Origin of the sequence: Desulfolutivibrio sulfodismutans DSM 3696 (genome assembly GCF_013376455.1) — a bacterium.
GTDB classification, from domain to species: domain Bacteria; phylum Desulfobacterota; class Desulfovibrionia; order Desulfovibrionales; family Desulfovibrionaceae; genus Desulfolutivibrio; species Desulfolutivibrio sulfodismutans.
In genome coordinates, this window is the sequence record NZ_CP045504.1 from 1,838,736 (window position 1) to 1,861,061 (window position 22,326).

Consider the following 22,326-nt stretch of genomic DNA (forward strand, 5'->3'; position numbering starts at 1 on the left):
GCACGCAGGAACCATGGCCCACACCCCAAAAAACACCTCGCCTTCCGAGAAAAAAGACGCCGCCTATTCCCACGGCATCCTCGCCAAGTTCCTGCATCTGGCCGGGGCCCAATGGCTGCGCGACGGCCTGCACACGGTCTTCCTCATCTATCTGGCCCGGCAAAGCACCAGCGACTATGGGGAATTCATGGTGGCCTTCGGACTGGCCTCCATCATCCTGTTTCTGGGGGAATTCGGCCTCAACCAACCCCTGGTGGCGTCCTTAAGCAAAAAATTCACCCACAAGGGCGACATCCTGGCCCAGTACACCCTGCTCAAGGGGGGCATCCTCACGGCCGGATGGCTGGGGGTGCTGATCTTCGTTCTGTGGCAGGACTACACACCGGGGCTGACGAATCTGGTGTTGGTCATCAGCGCCGGGGTGGGGCTGGAGGCCCTGGCCAGTTCCTTTTTCGTGGCCATCCGGGTGGAGGGCCGCCAGGATCTGGAGGCCCGCATCCGGGCCGTGGCCGCCCTTTTAGGATACGGCTGGGGGCTTTCGCTCTTGATCGCCGGGGCCGCGCCGCACTGGATCGCGCTTTTCAAGCTCATTGAAAACGGCGTCAACCTGGCGGGCGGCATCTGGATGGCCCTGGCCAAGACCGATTTCGAAGGGCTGACGCTCAAGCGCAAATCCCTGGCCCGCACCTGGGCCACGGCCAAAAACGGGGCGATATTCGTGCTCATGGCCCTGGCGGCCATCCTCTACAACAAGGCCAACGTCTATTTCCTGCAAGGCCAGGCCGGGCCCACCAAGGTGGCCCAGTACAGCGCCACCTGGGAACTGGTGGACGGCATGGCCATCCTGGTCTCCAACCTGCTCCTGCGCAGCGTCCTGTACCCGCTGTTCGTCCGGCTGTGGAAAAACGACAGGCAGGAGTTCGGGCGTCTGGCTTCGGACTGCCTGCGCTGGCTTATCGGCATTTCCCTGCCGGTGATGTTCGTGCTCTACGTCGAGTCCGACCGCATCATCGGGGCCATCTACGGCGGGGCCTACCACGAGGCCATGTGGATGCAGAAATACCTGGTGTTCACCATCATCTGCGCCTTCGTCCACAACCTGGCCGCCTACCTGATGATGAGCCAGGGCAGGGAACGGCTCCTGCTTTTCATCTACGTGGCCGGGCTGGCCGTGAACCTCGTCCTGTGCGCCACGCTTATTCCGGCCGATCCCCTGCTCGGGGCCTGCCTGGCCATGCTCGTCACCAAGGCCGCCGTGGCCCTGGCCTCCACCGCCTACTGCCATTTCAGCATGCACATCATCAACCTGCGCGCCCTGGCCCCCATCGGCCTGGCCCTGGCCGCCGGATGCGGCCTGTATCTCCTTTTGGGGCTCACTGGCGTGCGGGAGCTGGCCGAGGCGGCGGCCCTGATCCCCTTCGTCTTCCTGGTCCGAAAATGGCGGGCCGAGATCAAGGCCCGGCAGGCGGCCGTCCCGTAACGCCCCCCTTCCCGGTAGGGACACGGAAGTCCGGCGGTCGGCGGTCGGTCCTCCTCTCGGAGAATATCGGCATCAGTCAGATCATGCGCCGCCGTATTCGGCCATATCATGTGCTCGCGACACGCCCCGGGAATTGCCTTTGCCAAACGACTGTAACATTCGTAATGTAGCGTATCCCGAAATGGCCGTCGCACGGCGCCGCCGCGCGAAGGCCGGACACCGCGAACGCTCACCCCATGCCGTGAGCGGGAGGCAAGCGCATATGGCCCTGCCCATCAAGCCCAAACTGGAAAAGACCCTGCCACGAGACGAACTGGCCGATTTTTTGCGCCAGTTGGCCGCCCAGGCCCAGTCGGGCGCCTTGGATTTTCCCGGCGGCTCCGTGCCCCTGGCGGGCATGAAGACGCTCAAAATCGCGGTCAAGGACTCGGGAGAGGCCCTGACCGTCAAGGTGCGCCTGAAATATCCCAAACCCGAACCGGCCCACGCCCTGCCCGGCGGAAGCGGGGAGACGCCCGTCCCCGGCGGGAAAAGCGGCCCGGCGGCCGCCGGAGCCTCCCTGCGTCCCCGGTACAAGTCGCTGAAAAAACGCATGAAGCGCGATTTCAAGGACATCGGGGCCGCCCTGGCCGCCGGGAGCGCCCCCCGGCCGGACACCCTGGCCGCCTTCGTGGCCGATTCCCGGCTCATGACCACCTACCGGGGCAAGGGCGACGACCAGTATCCGGCCTATCTGGAGGCGGTGGCCGCCTTGGAGGCCGCCCAGGCGGCCGACGACCTGGAGGCCATGTCCCGGGGCTACCGGGAACTGGCCCTGTGCAAAAAGAAATGCCATGCCGGACACGCCTGATATGGGCGAACACAAGGCGGTACCCATGGAAGCGGTAAAAAAAATCGGCGCGGCGGCCCGATGCGCGGACATTGATCTGCGGGAGGTGCCCGGCGAGGCCACCGAGGAAGAGCGGGCGGCGTTTTTCCAGGTGATCTCCACGCAGCTTTCCCCGGAGCAGATCATCCGGATCACCCAGCCGCAGCAGACCTATCCCCGCCAGGACTATGTCCTGGCCGTCCATTGGCATCCCGAACAGGTGCCCATGGAGCTTGTGGACCAGCGCCTGGACGCCCTCTACCCCCACAGCCAGGGGGAACTGGTCATCCCCACCCAGCACAACGTGCTCTTGCACCGGGGCGACTATTCCGGGGTGGAGGTGGACTGCTATTCCCGGGGGTTCAACCGCAAGGTGCAGCTCCTTTTGCATTTCAAGGACATCAAGATGGAGCGGGCCGAGGTGCTTTTATGCATGCTCAAGCACACCTTCAAGTACCGCTCCTCCCAGCTTTTCGAATATTTGAACACCCTGGTGGAACCGGCCTTCGAGGATCGCCTGCAACTGGCCGCGGCCCAGACCAACACCGACGAGGACATCGTGGGCTTCGTGCGCGTCCAGGCCCAGAAGCTCAAGGATCTGCTTCTGGAAAACGAGGAGCAGGTTCCCGACGACGCCATTAAAAACAAGCTGGTGCGCAACTTCTTCGACGCCCTGCGGCAACGCTACCACGACCGGGTCATCGACAAGGCCCAGGTTTTCCTCAAGGCGGCCAAGGAAATCGTCAAGCGCCACTTTTCCCTGGACTATTTCTACCGGGCCTCGGAGGTCATCGAGGAGGCCCGCAGCCTTGGCGCGGGCGTGGTCATCCCCCACCCGGAACAGTTCTGGCCCATCCTTCTGGCCGACTACGACGTGGACGGCATCGAGGTCTGGAATCCCCAGTCCCAGCAGTACACGGAGTTTCTCATCAACGTGGTCAACCGCCGCAACCGCATGGGCTGGCACGGCAAGCGGCCCATCCTGATTTTCATGGGCGACGACTGCCACTTAAGCGAAAAGCTGAAAGCGCCTTCGGAGCAGGATCCGGCCAAGGCCATCCGCGAGGTGGGGCTGCAACCCGCCTGGGACGACTACGCCATCCGCAAAAGCCTGATCATCAACGGCGTCAACCGCAAAAAGGTCATTGAGGAATATCGCTCCCGGCTGTCCTGACGGCCCACGGCGCGATGCCCACATGCCCGAGAAAGGTATCCCCATGTCCCAGAAAGGCAAATTCTCCTACGAATCCCTCCAGGATTCGCAGATCCTGCTCACCTACCTGAAGGCTTTGGTGCAGGGCTTCGAATCCGGGACCATGCGGTTTTCGGTCAAAGACGACGAGATCGAGCTGCATCCCACGGGGCTGATCCACTTCGGGGTGGAGGCCAAGGCCAAGCGGGACCGCATGAAGCTGATCCTCAAGTTCGCCTGGCGCGAGGGCGAGGACGACCCCCGGGCCGGACACGACGTGCTTCGCGTCGAGGCGGAGAAACCGTGATCCCGGCCCGTCGTTTTTGCCCACCCGCACCTGTGTCGCCAGCCACGCGAGAACCACAATGAAGTTTCTGGAAGGCATCGAAGAAAATCTGCGGTTCATGGTCCTTGAGGTCTCCCGCCAGGTGGAGAGCACCCTCAACTGCCTGGAAGACCCGGACCCCGCCCTCATCGCCAAGATCGAGAGCCGCGACGACTACATCGACAACTTAAAAAGCGTCATCGAAAACCTGTGTTATTCCAAGATCCACGGCCCAAGCGGGGCCTACAAGCCCGCCGTGGACCTGGCCCGGGCCATCAACATCGTCAGCGCCAACCTGGAACGGGTGGCCGACCACGCCGTGAACATCGTCATGCAGGTCCAATACCTGTCCGACGCGGCCTTCATCAAACGCTACGACTATCTGGCCGGATTCCACGAGGTGGACAAGGCCCTGGGCATCATCGTCAAGGCCCTTCTGTCCCAGGACGTGACCCTGGCGTTTAAGATCTGCCGGGCGGAATTCAACCTGGACGCCATCTTCAAGGACAATTTCGACCGCATCCTGGTGGACCTGCGCAAGGGCGAATCCCCGGAGAACTGCATCACCTGCCACAACATCTTCCGCTACCTGGAGCGCATGGGGGATTCCATCCTAAACATCGGCGAGGCCATCATCTTCGCCGCCGTGGGAGAGAAATTCAAGATCCACCAGTATCAGGCCTTAAAAGACACCCTGGCCCAGCGCGGGGCCGAGGTGCCCATCACCAAGGGCGAATTCCAGTCCATCTGGGGCACCCACTCGGGCTGTCGCATCGGCAAGCTGCCCGACAAGCCCGGCTCCAAATCCCACGGGGTGCTCTTCAAGGAAGGCAACGCCACCAAGATCATCCAGGAAAAGGAGAACATCGAGCGCTGGGAGGCCATCCTGCCCGGCCTGCCGCCCCGGGTGCAGGGGTTTCAAAGCGAGGGCGACTCGGCCTCCATGCTCCTGGAATACCTGGGCGGCTGCACCCTGCAACAGATCGTGCTTACGGCCGATGCCGAGATCGCGGCCAACGCCATGTTTTTGGTGGAACAGACCATGTCCCTGTTGTGGGACAAGACCAAAAAAGACGGACAGGTCTCGGCCGGGTACATCCGCCAGCTCCACGCCCGCCTGGAGGACGTCTTCCGGCTGCATCCCGATTTCGACACCCCGCCGCGCACCATGGGCGACCTGGAATTGTGGTCCTTCGCGGAAATGCTCGAGGCCACGGCAGAGCTCGAACGGCAGTTGCCCGCCCCCTTCTCCGTGTTCATCCACGGCGACTGCAACATCAACAACATCATCTACGAGCACACCGAGCAGCGCATCCACTACATCGATCTGCACCGCTCCAAGGACACGGACTACATCCAGGACGTCTCCGTGTTTCTGGTTTCCAACTTCCGCCTGCCCATCATGGACCAGAGCATGCGCGCCCGGCCCAACCAGGTCATCGCCCGGTTCCTGGACTTCTCCCGGGACTACGCCCTGGCCCATGGCGACGATACCTTCGAGGCCCGGCTGACCCTGGGACTTATCCGCTCGTTTCTGACCTCCACCCGGTTCGAGTTCAACCGGGATTTCGCCAAGGACATGTTCCTGCGCTGCACCTATCTCATGGGCCGCATCCTGACCCATGCCGGAAGCCCCTGGCAGGATTTCCGGTTGCCCGAACGGGTGCTGTACTACTAACCCCTTGCCCGGAGGCCCCGGCCGCCTCCATCCGGAGCAACGGATGCGCGACCTCCCCCCGGCCAGGGCGGACGCCCCCCCGCCGGGCCAAAGCCTGGCCCAGGCTGTCGCCGTCCTGTGCCAGGCGTTCGCCCCGGCCGCCAGCCTGTCCCTGGTCCTGGCCCAGACCCGGGTGGCCGTGGTCTGCGACAGCCCGGACACGGCCCGGGCCGTGGGCGCGGCCTTTCGGGATTTCGCCGCCCCCCCCGGGCCCGCCGACATCACCATCCTGTTGCACTGCCGCCCCCCGGTTCCCGAAGACTTCTGCCCCGGCGTGGTCCTGGCCGACCGCCCCTTCGATCCCCGCGACGCCACCTCCAAGGAGCAATGGGCGGACCTGCCCGGCGGCCGGGTGGTCCGCAAAAAGCGCACGGGCATGGTCTTTGTCTTCGGCGACAACGTGCATGTGGCCGCCGGGCCCTGCCTGGACCACCTGGACCAGATCGTGAACTTCATCAATTTCCGGATGGTCGCCCGGCATTTAGCCCAGGGCTGCCTGCTGTCCCATGCCTCGGGCGTGGCCCGGGGGGAACGGGGGATTCTCCTGGCCGGGGTGGCCGGGGCCGGGAAATCCACCCTGGCCCTGCGCCTTGTGGGCCGGGGACTGGACTTCGTGTCCAACGACCGCCTGCTCGTGGGGCCACGGGAGCCCGGCCCCCGCATGTACGGCCTGGCCAAGATGCCGCGCATCAATCCCGGCACGGCCCTGGCCGATCCCAATCTGGTCCGGGTGGTTCCCGAGGCCGACCGCGCCGCCTTCGCGGCTCTTCCGACGGATCGGCTGTGGGAGGTGGAGCGAAAATACGATGCCGTCATCGACGATCTCTTCGGCCCCGGCCGGTTCCGGCTGGCCACGGACCTTTTTGCCGTGGCCGTGCTCACCTGGCGGCGCGGCGGCGGCAAAACGCGCGTCTGTCCGGTGGACCTGTCCGCCCGGCCCGATCTGCTTGGCCGCATCATCAAGCGTCCGGGCATCTTCCTGCGCTGCGCCCGGAACAGCGTCCACGATCCCGAGACATTCGCCCGCCGCCTGCACGGCCTGCCGACCTTCGAATTCTCAGGCGGCATCGATTTCCCGGCCGCCGAAGACGCCCTACTCGCCCTTCTGGATCGCCCGGAATAACCCTTCCCCCGCCTTCCGGCCGGGCGTTTTCCCCTCCCGGCTTGTCACACCCGTGATTTTATGGTTTTTTATCAAACCGCCATGGCGCACATCCGCCGCATACCCATTCCACCCACGCGCCGGCGCGAGAGACGGTCATGTACACGACTCCCCTGGTCCTGCCCCGACCGGCCGAAGGCGCACGGCAGAAACGCGTCCTGATCGTAGAGGACGACCCCGTTTCCGCCCAGGTTCTGGCCAAGCGCCTGGACCTCCTCGGATTTCTCTGCACCGGGATCGCCCAGGATGCGGACACCGCCCTGGACATGGCCAAAACCGCCCTCCCCGATCTCGTGCTCCTGGACATCCGCATCCCCGGAAGCATGGACGGCATCGGCCTGTGCGACGTCATCCAGCGCCGCCACCACATTCCGGTGATCCTGGTCACCGCCTACACCCAGGAGGAGATCACCACCCAGGCCGCCGCCGTGAATCCCTACGGCCTGTTGTTCAAGCCCGTGGATTTCTCCCAACTCCGGGTGGCCATGGAAACGGCCCTGCGCAAGCGGGCCGAAGAGGATCTGCAGGAGAGCTCCGAACGCTTCCGGGCCACCTTCGAACAGGCCGCCGTGGGCATGTGCCATGTGCTGACCGACGGCCGGTTCCTGCGGGTCAACGAGCAACTGTGTCGGCTTCTGGGCTTTTCCCGCCCGGAGTTGGCCGGGAGCGCCCTGCGCGCCGTCACCCATGAAGACGATCTGGAAATGGCTGACGCGGCCATCGGCAGCATCCTCTCCGGCCACATCGAGACCCACACCTTCGAGATGCGCCTGGCCCGCAAGGACGGCTCCCTGGTCTGGACCCTGGTCACCCTCTCGCCCGCCCGGGGGGCCTCCGGGGACATCGACTATCTCATCGCCGTCATCCAGGACGTGACCCAGAGCCACCGCGCGGCGGAGGAACTGCGGGACAACGAGGAGACCCTGCGCAACATCCTCAACGGCATACGCGCCGCCATCTTCATCATCGATCCTGAATCCAAGGTGATCCTGGACGCCAACGCCATCGCCGAGGATCTCCTGGGTCTGTCCAGGGAGGAGTTTCTGGGCAAATCCTGCTGCACGCTCGACTGGCAGGACAAGCGGGGCCGCGAGATATCCGGGTTGTGCCGGTTCCGGGACAACTCCCTGGTCAACGAGGAAATGCGCCTGAAAAAGGCCGACGGCCGGGTCGTGCCCATCATCAAGACCGTGATCCCGGGCATGCGCCGGGGCCGGACGGTGCTGTACGAGATCGTATTCGACATCTCCGAGCGCAAGGCCCTGGAACGGCGGCTGTCCATCGCCCAGAAGCTCGAATCCGTGGGCGAGCTGGCCGCCGGGGTGGCCCATGAGATCAACACCCCCATCCAGTACATCGGCGACAACCTGCACTATCTGCAATCCGCCTACGCCGATCTGCACCGCATCCTGGACGCGGCCCTGTCCGCCCTGGCCCTGCCTTCGGTGCGCGACGCCGCCGGGGAGGCCCTGCGGGAGGTGGACGCCGCCCGCACCGCCGCCGATCTGGACTTTTTGGCCGAAGAGGTGCCCAAGTCCCTGGAACAATCCCTGGAGGGCGTGGAACGGGTGGCCTCCATCGTCCGAGCCATGAAAAAATTCTCCCATCCTGGCGGTGAGGAAAAAACCGCCGTGGACATCAACAAGGCCGTGGAAAACACCATCCTGGTGGCCAGGAACGAATGGAAATACGTGGCCGACGTGGTCACCGACCTGGATGCCGACCTGCCGCCCGTGCATTGCCTGCCCGGCGATTTCAACCAGGTGATCTTAAACGTGCTCATCAACGCCGCCCACGCCATCGGCGACGCCGTGCGCGGCACATCGGAAAAAGGCCGTATCACCATCGTCACCCGTCGTGAGGGACGCCTGGCTCGGCTTTCCATCACGGACACCGGCACGGGCATCCCGGAAAAGAACCGGGAAAAAATCTTCGACCCCTTTTTCACCACCAAGGAAATTGGCCGGGGCACCGGCCAGGGACTGGCCATCGTCCACGACATCGTCGTGGAAAAACACGACGGAACCATCGATGTGGAGTCGGAGGTGGGCAAAGGCGCCACGTTCCACATCCGCATTCCCATTGGCGGCGACCATGGATGCGAGGCCCCGAAATGAAAAAGAAACGCATCCTGTTCGTTGACGACGAGCAGCATGTGCTCGACGCCCTGCGCCGCATGCTGCACGGCATGCGCGACCAATGGGAGATGAGCTTCGCCACCTCCGGGAAGCGGGCCCTGGACATCCTGCAGACCTCCCCCCAGGACGTGATCGTGGCCGACATGCGCATGCCGGGCATGGATGGCGTCACGCTGCTCGACGAGGTCCGCTCAAGCCATCCCGCCGTCATCCGCCTGGTTCTGTCCGGCCATTCCGATACGAACACGGCGCTCAAATCCGTACGCCATGCCCACCAATTCCTGCTCAAGCCCTGCCAACCCGGGGAACTTCGGGCCGCCATAGAACGGGCCACCACCCTTCAGGACATCTTTTCCAACGAGGCGGTCAAGACCGTGGTGGCCAGGATCGAGACCCTGCCCAGCCTGCCCCGGACCTATCTGGAACTCATGCAGGAACTGCGTCGGGAAGAGCCGTCCCTGCGTATCGTGGGGGATCTGATCAACCAGGACATGGGCATGTCCGCCAACATCCTAAAACTCGTCAATTCGGCCTTTTTCGGCCTGCGCACCCATGTCTCGAGCCCGGTCCACGCCGTGAACCTGCTGGGCACCGAGATCATCAAGGCCCTGATCATTTCCCTGCATCTGTTCTCCCGTTTCAATCTGGACCGCTTCCCGGGGTTCTCCCTGGAGCTTTTATGGAAGCACAGCCTGACCACCGGACTCTTCGCCAAGACCATCGCCCAGGTCGAGGAGCGCAGGCCCCAGGAGATCGACGACTGTTACATCTCCGGGCTTTTGCACGACGTGGGCAAGCTCCTTTTAGCCGCCAACTTCGAGCAGGACTACCAGCAGGTGCTCGCCCGCAGCCGGACGGAACAGCGCACGGTGCATGACATGGAAAAGGAAGTCTTCTCGGCCTCCCACGCCGAGATCGGGGCCTACCTGCTGGGCCTGTGGGGACTTCCCGAAAACGTGGTCACGGCCATCTTCTCGCACCATACGCCCCCGGCCGCCCCCCTATCGGGCTTCTCCACCCTTCTGGCCGTGCATGCGGCCAACAGCCTGGAACACGAGCTGGTGGTGCTCAACGCCGACTACGCCCCCCACCCCATGGACACCACCTTCCTGGAGGACTCCGGCATGGGGCGCAGGATCGAGGACTGGCGGCAGGCCTGCTCCCGACGACTTACGGAGGAATTCCATCTTGAACGAGAAAATTCTCTTCGTTGACGATGAAGCCAACATCCTGGACACCTTCCGCCGGGGACTGCACAGGCGGTTCACCCTGGAAACGGCCCCGGGCGGCAAGGAGGGGCTCGACTGCCTGCAAAGCTCAGGCCCCTTCGCCGTGGTGGTTTCCGATCTCAAGATGCCCAAGATGGATGGCATCCAGTTTCTGCGCCACGTGCGCGAGATGTCCCCCAACACCGTGCGGGTCATGCTGACCGGACATGCCGACCTGGAGGCGGCCATTGCGGCCGTGAACGAAGGGCACGTCTTCCGGTTTTTGACCAAGCCCTGCGACGGGGGAACCCTGATAAAGACCCTGGAGGCGGCCCTGGAGCAGTACCGGCTGATCACCGCCGAAAAGGAGCTGTTGCACGGCACCCTGCGCGGCAGCATCAAGGTGCTGGTGGAGATCCTCTCCCTGGTCAACCCCGAGGCCTTCGGCCGCAGCGAACGCATCAAGCGCATGGTCGTGGCCACGGCCAAGGAGCTTCGGCTCAAGAACATCTGGCGTCTGGAACTGGCGGCCATGCTCTCCCAGATCGGCTGCGTGTCCATCCCCGAGGAGATCCTCTCCAAGAAGTATTCCGGCCAGCCCCTTGGCCCCGAGGAGGAACAGATCTACGGCATGCACGCCTCCATCGCGGTGAAGCTTCTGGACAACATCCCGCGCATGGACGAGATAAACGACATCATCGCCCACCAGGCGGACAACTATGTCGTCGGTCTCGAACAGCCCATAGGGGCCCGCATCCTCAAACTGGCCCTGGATTTTGACGACCTGGAACAACAGGGGATGACCAGGGAAAAGGCCATCTCCGTGATGCGGGATCATCCCGAGTCCTACGATCCCGGGATTCAGACCGCCTTCGAGCGGGCCGTGTTTGTCGAAGAAGGCTTCGTGCCCAGACGCCTCCCCGTGCGCGAGCTGCTCCCGGGCATGATCCTTGGCGCAGACGTCAAGACCGTCTCCGGCATCCTGCTTTTGGCCAAGGGGCAGGAGCTCACGGACCTGGTTTTGGAACGCCTGATCCGGCTTTCCGGAACCTATGAGGTGCGTGAGCCTGTCCTGGCCCTGGCGCCCATTCAATGATCAGCGTAACGCTCCGGGATCGGGAAACACCCGCCCCGGGGACTGTCTCGTCCAACAGACAAAAGGAGCGCCCATGCGCGTGACGTCGAAAAAAAAAGGGAACTGCGTGGTGGTGGAGATCGGCGAGGCCGAGCTGAATCTGACCGTGTCCGACGCCTTCAAGGAAACGGTTCTCGAACGCTACGCGAGCCTGGGCGGGGGAGACCTGCTGCTCGACCTGCGTCAGGTGAACTTCATGGACAGCAAGGCCATCGGGGCCATGGTGGCCATCCGCAAGGCCGTTGCCGCCAGGAAAAGCCGGATGGGCATCTGTGAACTGCATCCCCACGTGCGCAAGGTGGTGGGGGTGGTCACCCTGGGAACCATCTTCGATATCTTCGAGACCCGGGCGGAGGCCCTGGCGGCCTATGGCGCCGGGGGCTAGGCCCCGGTCGGGACCGCCTGCCCGCCGGGTTCTCCGTCCGTACGCCGGATGGCCAGCATGGCCAGATCATCGGTGAGACGCCCCATGCAGAACGGCAGGGCCTGGTCGATGACCCGGCCGATGAGTTCGCGCGGCGGGATGTCCGGATGCAGGAGATCCACCAGGCGTTTTTCCCCGAAAAACTCCCCCGTCGGGGAGCGCAGTTCCGTCACCCCGTCGGTGAGCAGAAAAAGCGTGGAACCCGGCGCAAAGGGGACGGTCAGGGTCTGCCATGTGAAGTCCTGGTGGAACCCCAGCCCCGGCCCGGTGGGGCCGAGGGTGAGCGTGGACCCGCCCAGCACGTAGGCCGGGGCATGCCCGGCGGAGAGAAAGCGCAGGGTGTTTGTCCGGCGGCTGGCAGCGGCAAAGGCCAGGGTCACGTACATGTCCAGATCGCCGCCCGCGAGCATGGCGTAGAGCATGCGATTGAGTTCGGCCACCATGTCCGCCGGGTCCGGGCGCGAGGTGGCCAGGGAATACAGCAGGCCCTTGCACACGGCCATGAGCAGGGCCGCCGAGGCCCCGTGGCCGCTGATGTCGGCCATGACGATGCGCACGGTCTCGCCGTCGTCCCAGGCGTCGTAGAAGTCCCCGCCGATCTGTTCCTGGGCCTGATAGACGGCGCTGGCCTCAAATCCCGGGAACTCCAGGCGTTGCGGCAAAAGCTGGCTTTGCACATGCCCGGCCAGATATTGTTCGCGTTCGAGCAGGGCGTTTTTCACCTGAAGTTCGCGGCTCAGCGCGGCCAGCCGCAGGTGGGTGTCCATGCGGGCCAAAAGCTCCCGCTTTTCGTAGGGTTTTTGCACGAAATCGTTGGCTCCGGCCTCGAAGGCCTCCACCCATTTTCCCCGATCCGTCTCGGTGGACAAAAAAAGGATGGGGATGTTGGCGTGTTCGGGGTCTTCGCGGATGCGGCGGATGGCCTCGATGCCGTCCATGCCGGGCATCATGAGGTCCATAAGGATCATGTCCGGGGCGGCCTGCTGCACGATCTCCACAGCGCGCAGGCCATCTGAGGCTTCCACGATTTCGATGCCTTCGAGCATGGCGATATGCCGTTTGAGCATGTCGCGGACGATGCGGTTGTCGTCCACGAGAAGCACCCTGGGCATGTTTGCGGCCCTCCCCTTCCTCTCTCATCGCCGTCACTTCACCGGGCACCTACACCAACCACTGGCTTCGCGCCAGCCCCGATATGACGCATGCGGCAGAACCTGCCGCAACACATCGGCCCGGGCTTTGCAATGTTGCCCCTGGGATGTGGCCCGATAGCCGAAACAGGGGACGGCGGCGCATCCCGTGACGCGTGTTGCACGCCGGGGTGCGTGCGCCAGAGTGCCCATTTCCCGCTCCTGCGGCACGCCGCAACCAGAGACGGGGCACGCCTGGCGGATCGCCCGGCAAGACCAGGGAGGACGGCCATGCTGGGAATGCTCTTTTTGGGATTCGTGTTGGGGACGGCGAGTGCGCTTTTTTTATGCGAGGTGTGGTTTTCGGCCCGGGGCGGCCGCCCGCAGTAAGACCTGGCCGCAGACCCGGCTAGAGGTAGAGCAACACCACATAATAAAACGCCAGCGCAGCGGAATAAAACACCTTATCGGCCTTGCTCATGACTCCTCTCTTTTCCGGACCGGCACGGGACACGACGGCGCGCCCCGGCCCGGACGAAATTTCCGGGACATTTCCCGGCGCTTGGACGGAAAACTTCTTGCCAACAACCAGGGCATTTTGTAAAGACCCCTTTCCGGCGCCGAGGTAGCTCAGTCGGTAGAGCAGGGGACTGAAAATCCCCGTGTCGGCAGTTCGATTCTGTCCCTCGGCACCAGGAATTTCAAGGGCTTACGGTTGAAAAACCGTAGGCCCTTTTTGCTGTTTCCTGGGCCGTGTCCCCACTTTGGCCCCACTCTCGTTTTCGCCTCTTGGTCGGCATCGTTTTGGGCGGACGGGCCTGGGGCCTGTCGGGGTCTTTTCAGCCCGGATCATGACGCCGAGTTCGACATGGAGAATATTTCGTCAGTCTTTCCTGCGCGTTTTCCCCTTAAACAGTCGCCAGTCGAATTTGCGACGCCGCAGCCACGGCCACCAGCGCATGGCGATGAGGACCGCCAGGAGCAGGACCAGATAGATGAGGTGCAGCGCGTCGGATCGGTTCATTGTGCTGTAATTTTACCGGGCCTACACGGCCAGCAGGCGCCTGGGGTCGACGTTCAGGGCCTTGGCCAGCAGGCGGGCGTTTTTCTTTCCAATGGGGCGCTTGCCGTTCTCCATCTCGGAAATGTGGCGACGCGGGATGCCGGTTGCCTGGGCAAGGGCGGCCTGGGTCATGTCCTCGCGGTACCGCGCCCCGGCCAGGAAAACACCGGGCAATTCCGCGTCCGCAAAGGGCAGCACCCCCCGCCAGGGCTTGGACGGCGTTTCCCGGGCCTCGAAGCCAAGACCGCGCAAGAGATCCACGGCCTCCTGGCGCTTGGCCGCCGGGCCGGTAAAGCAAAGCTCCACGGCGTCAATAGGGGGCTTTTTTGTGAGTGCCTGCATAGATCATCTCCCGCCTGCGACAATTCCCGCCCGGCACAAGACGGCATTCGCAGCGTCGAGGCCCGCGCCTCCACTCGCGGCAGAGGCCACCAGTTTCGTCACCCATTTTTTGTGAAGCCCGTCGGCGATGCGTTTCACGTCGTCAAGCATGGCGGGTTGCGCCAGAATGGCCTTGGCCACGGCCTCTACCTGCCGGTAGTCCTTGGCGCGCTTGCCCTCCTTGCGCCGCTGTGAGGCCACCAACAGCTTGTGAAGGAAGAAGGCCGCCATGGACGGCACGACCACACGCCCAATTTCCCGGGCTTTGATCTCCATGGGGTTGGAGAGCAGAATCCGCATATAGGGAACCGCCACCGGGGCTATGCCGACGTCTGGTTCATATGGGCCGCCACGTTCAAGGCCAGCGCCCATCCGGTCCTTGAGGAACTCCACGGATAATTCGCCACTCCGGTAGAAGACCGTCCCATCCGCGTGGTTGATGACTTCTTCCAGCCCCAGTTCCTTGAGCATGTTGCCCACGTTGACCTTCTCCCCACGGTAGGGGAGCCTGATCGCGAAATCCACATCAAGGGTCCGGTCCGGGAAGTATTCCACGCCGCAATAATTCTGATACACTTTGAAACACCAGGAACCGACCAGGGAAAGTCCTTCATCCCACAGACCGGCATCGGCCATTACCTGAAACAGTTCTCGCAGCAGCGGAAAGAAGTCTTCGCTTTTTATTTCCCGATTCGACATTCCAAGCTCCTTCATGGCCGCCTTGGCGTCCCTGATGGACAAAACGGCCTTGGCATGCGAATCCAAGCCTTCTTTCACACGGAAAGCATGGGCATCATCCACCTTCCCGATGTAGATATGTCGCTTTTTCCCATGCTCTAGCCGACGCAGGTAAAGAAAGAGGCTTTCGCCAGCTCTCTTTTGGTATAAAGAGCCTCTTGGATTTATGAGCAGGCGTCCGGTGCTTTCCCGCTTCAATGTGCGGTAATAGTCCCGACTTTCTCCGATGATGTCGTTGATGACAAGGGCCATGATTGCTGTTCTCCCTGGCCGGATTTACCGCCCGAAAACGCGAAAAGTCAATTTATGGCGGCAAACATTCATGTGGCGGCCCTCTTGCGGATCGGCGCCACCCTGCCGGGCCTGGCTTCCACGGCAACCCCAAGGGCGGCTACGGCGCGGGCCTTGGCCTCGTCGCCGGGATGTGCGTAACGCGTCAGCATCGCCATGGTTGACCAGCCGAACAGGGCCATGATGGTGCGGATGTCCACCCCGGCGGCCAGTATGAGGCTTGCGGCGCTGTGGCGCAGACTGTGAAAGACGATCCGCTCCCGGCGATCCTCGCGTCCGTCGTTGAACCCAAACGCCACCAGGTTTTTCGAAGCCCCGGGGGCATACGGTTCCACCGGCTGCATTCGAAGTTTCTCAACACGAGCGCCCGGACTCCTGGTCTGAGCATTCCTCCAAGACACCTCACTGTTCGCCATACTCCTCCAGATTCATCTGCATCATTTCGGAGAACGCAGGCTTGAGCGGAAACTGGACGAAAAAGGTTGTCCCCTCGCCCTCCACGGATTCAAACCATATTTTCCCTTTATGTTTTTCAATAATTTTCAGGACAATGGCCAGCCCCATCCCCGTACCCTTGCCGACATCCTTTGTCGTGAAAAATGGGCTGAAAATTTTATCCCTGATGCTCTTTTGGATCCCTGCGCCATTGTCGGTGACGGATACAAACAGATGATGTTTTCCAGAATACGTCTTCATATGGATGCTCCCTGTTTCCGACGTATCACCGTATTTCTCCTGCAAGGCATGAGCCGCATTGATGATCAGATTCAAAATGACCTGATTGAAGTCGCTCGGAATGCATTGCAGATTCGGCAGGTTTTCTTCAAAATCAACCGTCAACTTCGCGATGGATTTCCATTCATTTCTGGAAATTGTAATTGTATTCTCTATTTCCTTATTTACATTGATTGATTTGAACACATCGGAATCCGGATGGGAAAATCGTTTCACTGAAGTGACAATTGCGGCGATGCGGCCCAAACCTTCCATGCACTCAGAGATCGCTCGCGGCATTTCTTCGGTGAGGAACTCAATATCCAGAACTTCGAATGCCTGCCGAAGGCCCTGCAACGTATCGTGAAGATTCTCATGGGCAACCATTTTGAGCGATTCTCGTATCTTCGTTGTCAAGTCCAGCAAGTCGCCCATATTTTCTTTTATAAAACTGCTATTCCCAATCACATATTGCAGCGGCGTGTTTATCTCATGAGCAATTCCCGAGGCCATAACACCGATGGTTTCCATTTTTTGCGAATGGATGAGTTGCATTTCGATGAGTTTTATATTTGATATATTCGTAAGAACTTCATATGATCCTTCAAACTTCTGCGAAGCATCAAAGAGTGGAGTAGGTGAAGACAAAACAAAGACCTTCTCACCATTGCTTTTCACCATGACAAACTCATGGGAATCCGCATTACCTTCTTTACGTAACCGCTGTTGCTCAATGAAATCATCCTTACTTTCCGCATGAAGAAATTTTAGGATGCTGTGACCGATGATCTCACTCTTGGGATATCCCAACAGCGAGCTCACTTTTTCATTGATATAGGTGACGACGAGATCCCCGTTGAGCACGAGAATCCCTTCATTCATGGTCTCAACGAGAGTTCGGTACTTGCTTTCGCTCTCTCGCAGTTGCATCTCCGTCATTTTTTTCTCAGAAATATTTTCAAAAAATATGATCTTTCCCAAAAACTTTTTTGAGAGATCGCGCATGGGAAAAATAGTTATGCAATAGTCTTCCATATTCCGAGAAGTTTCGTTTAATATACTGGTCACAAATTGACTACATGTCGCATCATATTTATCAAAAGCAGAAAAAGCACATTTCATCCACGGGAACAGCTTCATGATGTTCTTGTTTTTAAATTTAACAACGCTCTTTGATTTCTTATGGCGAAGTTTTCTTCTGCATTCTTCATCATAATAATACATTCCAGTTTCTTCGACTGGCTCCAACAACTGAATCCCTGCCATGTTGATATTTTCGATATGATTGTCTCGAAGAAGGATCAACGGGCTCAAAAAACTTTCGAACAGCGTCAGGTACTTATTTTTTTCATTCACCAGAAGCATGTTTTTTGTTTGCAACTCCTCCAATTTGATATCTTCCGAGGCCGTTGCCCACTCTATGCAAAACGACAACTCAATCCTGTCAAAACACCGGATAAGATATTTTGAAAATTGAGATGCCTGCTCATTCTGTTTGACCTTCTCGTTGACAAGGTCAAGATACGAATCGCGATAATACTTGAAAAGTCCCAGAAACATTCCCAGGTCGATTCCCCGGCTGCGATGCCGCTTTGCCTCTACCACCCCAAAGCTGGCCACAGCATCGTCCCGGTAGTTTGAATCAACCCGAATATCTGGAATAACTTCCGGATTTTCTGAAATATATTGCGATATGGCGTTCGTCAAACCCGAGATGGAAAGTCGCCAGGCCTCCACAAGCGTGGACGTATACTTCGAATATCCATGCTGAATTGCATAATTGAGCACGGTATTCATCAACCAGGATTCGTTTTCCTGCAAAAGTATTGCCAATTGGCGGAAAGTGTTCATGATAGGGCCGTTTCGGTAAAGGTTTTGCGTGCCGGGATTTCTTGGAATATCTTGAAGAATAGCCTTTCTCCGCTGCAAAGGGCAAGAAGCGATACGCCTTCTGCTCCGTTATTTCTCCTGTGCTTTCCTATGCACTCGTCCGCTCCTCCCAGTCAGGCGGAGCAGAAAACGTCCCCCAGCGCTCCAGACAGACGTCAGGCAGCACCTGAATAGCGGGTTCCACGTTGCAGCAGTGCCTTTCCTCTTGGCGCGGCGCAACGCCACAGGCCACACGGACGTGGCCTGCCCGACTCACCCCGCCACCCTCCGGCTCGTTGGGGTTGCGGCCTCGCGGCCTTTCCAGGATCTCGTGTTCCTGGTGGATTTACTTCGTAATTTTGGCAGGATAGGGAACTGGAAAAAGACGGGAGGACGTACGAAGTCCATGTTCAAAAAGGATCCTGTTTCAGGCGTCGCCATATCCCTGGCGACAGCCTTGGGCGACGACCCCTTCTACCGGTCCCTTGTGGTGGATGACGAGGACGATGCCGGGACGCGCCTGGCTGTCCTGGCCCGATATTTTGAGCAGTCGATCCGCGAAGGCCGGGACATCGGGCAGGTCCGTCAGGCCGACGACGACGGATGCGCCGTGTGGATCACCAGCCGCGACACGGAACGTGTGCGGGCCGCCCGGGAGAAAAAGCTGGCGGCCCTTGGGCGGCTGCTCGGCCCTGTGGGGTTTGCCAACTACCGGTCCATGACGGCCAACATGGAACGCCAGCTTCCGCCGTTGATCGCCGAATCGGCGTGGTACCTGTCCATCATGGGGGTGGCCCGGGCCCGGCAGGGCCAGGGCCTTGGCGGGCGGCTTTTGGCGTCCACCCTGGCCGAGGCCGATTCCCACGGCGTCATGTGCTATCTGGAGACCTTCAATCCGCGCAGCGTGCCGTTTTATGCCCGGCTTGGGTTTGCGACGGCGAAGGAAGCGGTGGAGCCGCTCACCCGCGCCGGATACCAGGTGATGGTGCGGGCGGCGCGGTGATTTTCCCGGCCGAAGGCCCGGTTCGGGATGCCTGCGGCATGCGTGTCGCAATGTCCCCGCCGCCGACGCTCTTTGCCTCGGAAAGCCCGGCCAGGAAGGCTGAAGCCATGGAGACATCTGGTCCCAGGGGATAAGGACCACATACCTGCGGTTTGGCGGCGTACCCACTTCCGGCTTCGGCATGTCGCCAGGGCGATGTGGGCCGTTTGGATTCGCCGCACGGGGCCGCCTCCAACGGAGGTCAGCCCCTTGTGCGCCGTCATGGCCAGACGCGGATCACTGCGCGTGGCGGATTTCCTCGCTGGTGAGCAGCTTGTCGATGTCGAGCAGGATCAGCAGCCTGTCGTCGAGCTTGCCCACGCCCTTGATGTATTCAGACTCCACACCCGCAACCACGGGAGGCGGCGGCTCCACGGTGCTCGACTGAATCCGCAGCACCTCTGACACGCCATCCACCACGAAGCCGACGATCATGCCGTGAATCTCGATCACGATGATCCTGGTGGAGTTGTCGTGTTCCTTGACGGCCATGCCGAAGCGCTTGCGCAGATCGATGACCGGGATCACCCTGCCGCGCAGATTGATCACCCCGTCCACGGACGGCGGCGAGTTCGGAACCTTGGTGATGGGCATGATCCGGATGATCTCCTGCACCCGCAGGATATCGATGCCGAATTCCTCTTCCGAGATGGCGAACGTCACCAGTTGCAGCAACTCGTTGTCCTGCTTAAGCCCCAAATCTGCGCTCATACGCCGTCTCCTTATCTCCGGGACAGAGCCAGTGGCCTCGACCCGCCAATCGCCCGGGTTTTCGGGGCAGAGGAATCCTCGCCTTCGGATTTCATGTCGGTGATCAGAGTCTGCAACACCTGGCTTTGCTTGGCAAGTTCGGACACGGCCTGGGAGGCCTGGCCCATGGCCTGGGCGGTTTCGCTCGAAATGGTGGACACCTGCTCGATGGAGCGGTTGATCTCCTCGCTGGCGGCCGACTGTTGTTCCGAGGCCGTGGCGATGGCCCGGACCTGATCCGACGACTGTTCGACCAGATTCACGATCACGTCAAGGGTCTCGCCCGACTTGTTGGCCAGGGTGGTGGCTTCCAAGATGGTCCGCCCGGACTGGTCGACATTGTTCATGTTCTTGCGCGTGCCTTCCTGGATGCCGCGGATCGCGTCGCCGACCTCCTTGGTCGCGGTCATGGTCTTTTCCGCCAGCTTGCGCACCTCGTCGGCCACGACCGCGAAGCCGCGTCCCGCCTCACCGGCCCGGGCCGCCTCGATGGCCGCGTTAAGCGCCAGAAGATTGGTCTGGTCCGCGATGTCGGAGATCACGTTCATGACCTGGCCGATACCTTCGGCCTGCTTGCCGAGCACCTCCATGTCCTGCTTGAGATCCCGGGACTGGCGCTCCACCTCGCCGATGCCCTTGACCACCTGCCCCACGATCTCGGCCCCTTCCTGGGCCTTTTTACGCGCGTTATCGGATGTTTCAGCGGCCTGCGAGGCGTTTTTGGCCACCTCGAGCACCGTGGCGTTCATTTCCTCCATGGCCGTCGCGGTCTCGCTGACCCGGTGGGACTGCTCCTCCGCTCCCCGGCTGGACTGCTCGATCTGGGCCGAGAGCTCTTCGGAGGCCGAGGTCACCACCTCGACCACGCCCTCAAGCTGCTGCGCGGCCTGCAACATGCCCTCGGCCTTGGCGCGCTCGGCCTGCTTGCGGGCCTCTTCGGCCTCGGCCGTGGCGATCCTGGCCTTTTCGGACTCCTGCCTGGCCTCGTCGCCCATCTGCTGGGCCTCGGCGATCTTGGCCTTGAGCGTGGCCACCATCTGCTTCATGGCCCCGAAAACCCCGATCTCCGCACGCCTCTCGTCGAATCGCACATCGAGGTCGCCCCCGGCGATGCGCAGGGCCAGCGACGACAAGGACGACGGCTCGTCGCCCAGCAGCCGCAACATGTTGCGGGAGACGACAAACCCCAGCCCCAGACCCAGAAGCACCGACACCAGCGTGGCGACAATGCACACCATTCGCGCCGTGGTGTAATCGTCCGCGCTCTCGTCGACGTTCTTTTTGATCATACTTTGCTTAAATGCAATCAACTCTTCAATCGCAGTCGCCACTTCAGCCGTTTTCGCCCGCCCTGTGGTCGAAGAGAGTGTTTGCGCCTTTTTCTTTTGTTCTTTATCGGTGGTATTGCCGATTGTTATGACTTCATCATGCACCTTGAGCCACTCATTGATGGCTTCCTTTACCTTCCCAAGCTTTTTTCTTCCCTCGTCCGTATAGTAATACTGCTCTATATCTCCCATCTCTTTTTGCATCGTCGCTCGTCCAGACTTTAGAAAATCGATGAATTTCGACAATTCAGCATTCTCGTCGGCGAGTATCAAATTCTTTTCGTCGCGGATCAGGCGCAGCGTGGAGACATTAAGCTCTCTGGCCAAATCAAGCCCCTTGATATCCATTGCGCTTATCCGGGACAAATCTTCATACTGGTCTTTCATTTTACCCAAGGCGTAAAACGACAACAGCGCCGTCAAAAGCGAAAGCACACACGCCAGCCCCATCAGTTTGGTCATCGTTTTCATGCAGGATTCCTTGTCATATGCGTTGGCCCAATGTGAAATCCTTACCCAGCCGAGTACGGCAGCACTCTCGTTTTTTTGGGGAAGCAAAATGCTGAACGTCGGCCGTGGCCAAACATCCTCTCAAGAAATCTGTCTTATACAAGTGCAAGCATCCACGTCTAAACGCATTTTACCAAAAAGTGAATCGTAAAAACACACCCTGAATACATCCACGATTGCCACCCATCCGAGCCTTCCTGTTGATCAAAACATATATATGAATAACTATACACGTTTACCTGGATTTCGTAGCACAAAAGTGACCTACCCCGTACAGAAAAACCTGTTGCACGGACAGACTATGCACAAAAGATGCAAATCTATACAATTTTCCCCTGCCGCAAGCCAGACCTGCTGATTTCGCACAGAGCAGAGAGGAACTTCAAGAACATGTATGTTGCGTATGCAACGTGCCGTCTACATACTATAACACAATGAAATTATGCAGCAAGGCAACGACGGGACGGCGGTTACGGCAACGAACAGAGCGAAAGAATCCGCCGATTCCCCAGGCCCGGGCAAGCCCTGCCGCCGTGTCCGCACCCTGGACGCCGCCCCGCGCCAACGGCGACCATTGCCTCCTCTGGGCAGAAACACACCTGAGCAACGCCACAACCTGCCGCCGACTGTTTGAAACAGCGACTATCCGAAGACGTCGCCGGCCTCCTCGCAGCAGCGGCCAATCCGCCTTATACGCAAAAAATTGCCTATTTTTTTACAAAAATGGCATCAGATGCTATTGTTACGATTTTAAGTTATCGAATTTATTAGTTTTAACTAAATTTGTCACAATCAGACGTTTTTGTTACAGTTCTGTCACAATGCGATGCCGACGCCCGTGTCCACAACTTCTCGAGCAAA

Annotated in this window: 19 protein-coding genes and 1 tRNA gene; 12 read left to right on the top strand and 8 right to left on the bottom strand. The window is 60.4% G+C overall.

Going from position 1 to position 22,326, the window contains the following annotated elements; all coding sequences use genetic code 11:
• The first annotated feature begins 13 nt into the window (after positions 1-13).
• The 10 genes from GD606_RS08730 (at position 14) to GD606_RS08775 (ending at position 11,610) form a co-directional block, all read left to right on the top strand.
• Complete coding sequence (locus GD606_RS08730; RefSeq protein WP_163301127.1) at positions 14-1,480, top strand: lipopolysaccharide biosynthesis protein; 1,467 nt, start codon at positions 14-16, stop codon at positions 1,478-1,480.
• Between the two features lie 262 nt (positions 1,481-1,742).
• On the top strand, positions 1,743-2,330 hold the full coding sequence (locus tag GD606_RS08735; protein WP_163301128.1) for a GAK system XXXCH domain-containing protein: 588 nt from the start codon (positions 1,743-1,745) through the stop codon (positions 2,328-2,330).
• Between the two features lie 25 nt (positions 2,331-2,355).
• Positions 2,356-3,522, top strand: a complete 1,167-nt coding sequence (locus GD606_RS08740) for a hypothetical protein (RefSeq protein ID WP_163301129.1) — start codon at positions 2,356-2,358, stop codon at positions 3,520-3,522.
• Positions 3,523-3,565: 43 nt separating this feature from the next.
• Positions 3,566-3,847, top strand: coding sequence for an amphi-Trp domain-containing protein (locus tag GD606_RS08745; protein WP_163301130.1), 282 nt, complete (start codon positions 3,566-3,568; stop codon positions 3,845-3,847).
• A gap of 58 nt (positions 3,848-3,905) precedes the next feature.
• Positions 3,906-5,543 carry a PhoU domain-containing protein gene (locus tag GD606_RS08750; RefSeq protein WP_163301131.1) on the top strand — a complete coding sequence of 546 codons (1,638 nt, stop codon included), beginning with the start codon at positions 3,906-3,908 and terminating at the stop codon, positions 5,541-5,543.
• A 43-nt stretch (positions 5,544-5,586) separates the two neighbouring features.
• Positions 5,587-6,705 (top strand): HprK-related kinase B, encoded by a 1,119-nt coding sequence (locus GD606_RS08755; RefSeq protein ID WP_163301132.1) that lies wholly within the window; start codon positions 5,587-5,589, stop codon positions 6,703-6,705.
• Between the two features lie 137 nt (positions 6,706-6,842).
• Positions 6,843-8,861, top strand: a complete 2,019-nt coding sequence (locus GD606_RS08760; RefSeq protein ID WP_163301133.1) for a PAS domain S-box protein — start codon at positions 6,843-6,845, stop codon at positions 8,859-8,861.
• Positions 8,858-10,096 (top strand): response regulator, encoded by a 1,239-nt coding sequence (locus GD606_RS08765; protein ID WP_163301134.1) that lies wholly within the window; start codon positions 8,858-8,860, stop codon positions 10,094-10,096. Before GD606_RS08760 ends, GD606_RS08765 begins: the two co-directional genes overlap by 4 nt.
• Positions 10,071-11,186: an HD domain-containing phosphohydrolase gene (locus GD606_RS08770; protein WP_163301135.1), complete on the top strand. Its 1,116-nt coding sequence runs from the start codon at positions 10,071-10,073 to the stop codon at positions 11,184-11,186. The genes GD606_RS08765 and GD606_RS08770 overlap by 26 nt, the downstream gene beginning before the upstream one ends.
• Before the next feature lie 73 nt (positions 11,187-11,259).
• Positions 11,260-11,610 (top strand): STAS domain-containing protein, encoded by a 351-nt coding sequence (locus GD606_RS08775; protein WP_163301136.1) that lies wholly within the window; start codon positions 11,260-11,262, stop codon positions 11,608-11,610.
• On the opposite strand, the gene GD606_RS08780 is transcribed toward GD606_RS08775, so the two are convergent.
• Positions 11,607-12,761 carry a PP2C family protein-serine/threonine phosphatase gene (locus GD606_RS08780; RefSeq protein WP_163301137.1) on the bottom strand — a complete coding sequence of 385 codons (1,155 nt, stop codon included), beginning with the start codon at positions 12,759-12,761 and terminating at the stop codon, positions 11,607-11,609. The two genes, GD606_RS08775 and GD606_RS08780, sit on opposite strands and share 4 nt — an antisense overlap.
• Before the next feature lie 637 nt (positions 12,762-13,398).
• Between GD606_RS08780 and GD606_RS08785 the strand changes: the two genes are divergently transcribed.
• A tRNA-Phe gene (locus GD606_RS08785) sits at positions 13,399-13,474 on the top strand.
• A gap of 188 nt (positions 13,475-13,662) precedes the next feature.
• On the opposite strand, the gene GD606_RS08790 is transcribed toward GD606_RS08785, so the two are convergent.
• The 5 genes from GD606_RS08790 to GD606_RS08810 all read right to left on the bottom strand — a co-directional run bounded on the left by GD606_RS08790 (position 13,663) and on the right by GD606_RS08810 (position 17,817).
• The gene (locus tag GD606_RS08790; RefSeq protein WP_170304561.1) at positions 13,663-13,803 is read right to left on the bottom strand and encodes a hypothetical protein; all 141 of its coding nucleotides are present in this window, start codon (positions 13,801-13,803) and stop codon (positions 13,663-13,665) included.
• 21 nt (positions 13,804-13,824) lie between these two features.
• Positions 13,825-14,184: a helix-turn-helix domain-containing protein gene (locus tag GD606_RS08795; RefSeq protein ID WP_163301138.1), complete on the bottom strand. Its 360-nt coding sequence runs from the start codon at positions 14,182-14,184 to the stop codon at positions 13,825-13,827.
• 3 nt (positions 14,185-14,187) lie between these two features.
• Positions 14,188-15,213: a GSU2403 family nucleotidyltransferase fold protein gene (locus GD606_RS08800; protein WP_163301139.1), complete on the bottom strand. Its 1,026-nt coding sequence runs from the start codon at positions 15,211-15,213 to the stop codon at positions 14,188-14,190.
• A gap of 68 nt (positions 15,214-15,281) precedes the next feature.
• The gene (locus GD606_RS08805; RefSeq protein WP_163301140.1) at positions 15,282-15,596 is read right to left on the bottom strand and encodes a tyrosine-type recombinase/integrase; all 315 of its coding nucleotides are present in this window, start codon (positions 15,594-15,596) and stop codon (positions 15,282-15,284) included.
• A gap of 58 nt (positions 15,597-15,654) precedes the next feature.
• Complete coding sequence (locus GD606_RS08810) at positions 15,655-17,817, bottom strand: two-component system sensor histidine kinase NtrB (protein WP_163301141.1); 2,163 nt, start codon at positions 17,815-17,817, stop codon at positions 15,655-15,657.
• 424 nt (positions 17,818-18,241) lie between these two features.
• Between GD606_RS08810 and GD606_RS08815 the strand changes: the two genes are divergently transcribed.
• Positions 18,242-18,838 carry a GNAT family N-acetyltransferase gene (locus GD606_RS08815; protein ID WP_163301142.1) on the top strand — a complete coding sequence of 199 codons (597 nt, stop codon included), beginning with the start codon at positions 18,242-18,244 and terminating at the stop codon, positions 18,836-18,838.
• Between the two features lie 276 nt (positions 18,839-19,114).
• On the opposite strand, the gene GD606_RS08820 is transcribed toward GD606_RS08815, so the two are convergent.
• Together GD606_RS08820 and GD606_RS08825 are read right to left on the bottom strand one after the other, a co-directional pair.
• Entirely contained in the window at positions 19,115-19,588 is a 474-nt protein-coding gene (locus tag GD606_RS08820; protein WP_163301143.1) for a chemotaxis protein CheW, read from the bottom strand.
• 11 nt (positions 19,589-19,599) lie between these two features.
• A complete protein-coding gene (locus GD606_RS08825) occupies positions 19,600-21,426 on the bottom strand; it encodes a methyl-accepting chemotaxis protein (protein WP_170304562.1) in 1,827 nt (608 codons plus the stop codon).
• Positions 21,427-22,326: the final 900 nt, after the last annotated feature.

Excerpts from the sequence above, each read along its gene's own strand:
- GD606_RS08745 (WP_163301130.1), top strand. The coding sequence starts at position 3,566 with ATGTCCCAGAAAGGCAAATTCTCCTACGAATCCCTCCAGGATTCGCAG.
- GD606_RS08800 (WP_163301139.1), bottom strand. The coding sequence starts at position 15,213 with ATGGCCCTTGTCATCAACGACATCATCGGAGAAAGTCGGGACTATTAC.
- GD606_RS08735 (WP_163301128.1), top strand. The coding sequence starts at position 1,743 with ATGGCCCTGCCCATCAAGCCCAAACTGGAAAAGACCCTGCCACGAGAC.
- GD606_RS08805 (WP_163301140.1), bottom strand. The coding sequence starts at position 15,596 with ATGCAGCCGGTGGAACCGTATGCCCCCGGGGCTTCGAAAAACCTGGTG.
- GD606_RS08740 (WP_163301129.1), top strand. The coding sequence starts at position 2,356 with ATGGAAGCGGTAAAAAAAATCGGCGCGGCGGCCCGATGCGCGGACATT.
- GD606_RS08775 (WP_163301136.1), top strand. The coding sequence starts at position 11,260 with ATGCGCGTGACGTCGAAAAAAAAAGGGAACTGCGTGGTGGTGGAGATC.
- GD606_RS08755 (WP_163301132.1), top strand. The coding sequence starts at position 5,587 with ATGCGCGACCTCCCCCCGGCCAGGGCGGACGCCCCCCCGCCGGGCCAA.
- GD606_RS08765 (WP_163301134.1), top strand. The coding sequence starts at position 8,858 with ATGAAAAAGAAACGCATCCTGTTCGTTGACGACGAGCAGCATGTGCTC.
- GD606_RS08815 (WP_163301142.1), top strand. The coding sequence starts at position 18,242 with ATGTTCAAAAAGGATCCTGTTTCAGGCGTCGCCATATCCCTGGCGACA.
- GD606_RS08820 (WP_163301143.1), bottom strand. The coding sequence starts at position 19,588 with ATGAGCGCAGATTTGGGGCTTAAGCAGGACAACGAGTTGCTGCAACTG.
- GD606_RS08795 (WP_163301138.1), bottom strand. The coding sequence starts at position 14,184 with ATGCAGGCACTCACAAAAAAGCCCCCTATTGACGCCGTGGAGCTTTGC.
- GD606_RS08750 (WP_163301131.1), top strand. The coding sequence starts at position 3,906 with ATGAAGTTTCTGGAAGGCATCGAAGAAAATCTGCGGTTCATGGTCCTT.
- GD606_RS08760 (WP_163301133.1), top strand. The coding sequence starts at position 6,843 with ATGTACACGACTCCCCTGGTCCTGCCCCGACCGGCCGAAGGCGCACGG.
- GD606_RS08780 (WP_163301137.1), bottom strand. The coding sequence starts at position 12,761 with ATGCCCAGGGTGCTTCTCGTGGACGACAACCGCATCGTCCGCGACATG.
- GD606_RS08790 (WP_170304561.1), bottom strand. The coding sequence starts at position 13,803 with ATGAACCGATCCGACGCGCTGCACCTCATCTATCTGGTCCTGCTCCTG.
- GD606_RS08825 (WP_170304562.1), bottom strand. The coding sequence starts at position 21,426 with ATGAAAACGATGACCAAACTGATGGGGCTGGCGTGTGTGCTTTCGCTT.
- GD606_RS08810 (WP_163301141.1), bottom strand. The coding sequence starts at position 17,817 with ATGAACACTTTCCGCCAATTGGCAATACTTTTGCAGGAAAACGAATCC.
- GD606_RS08730 (WP_163301127.1), top strand. The coding sequence starts at position 14 with ATGGCCCACACCCCAAAAAACACCTCGCCTTCCGAGAAAAAAGACGCC.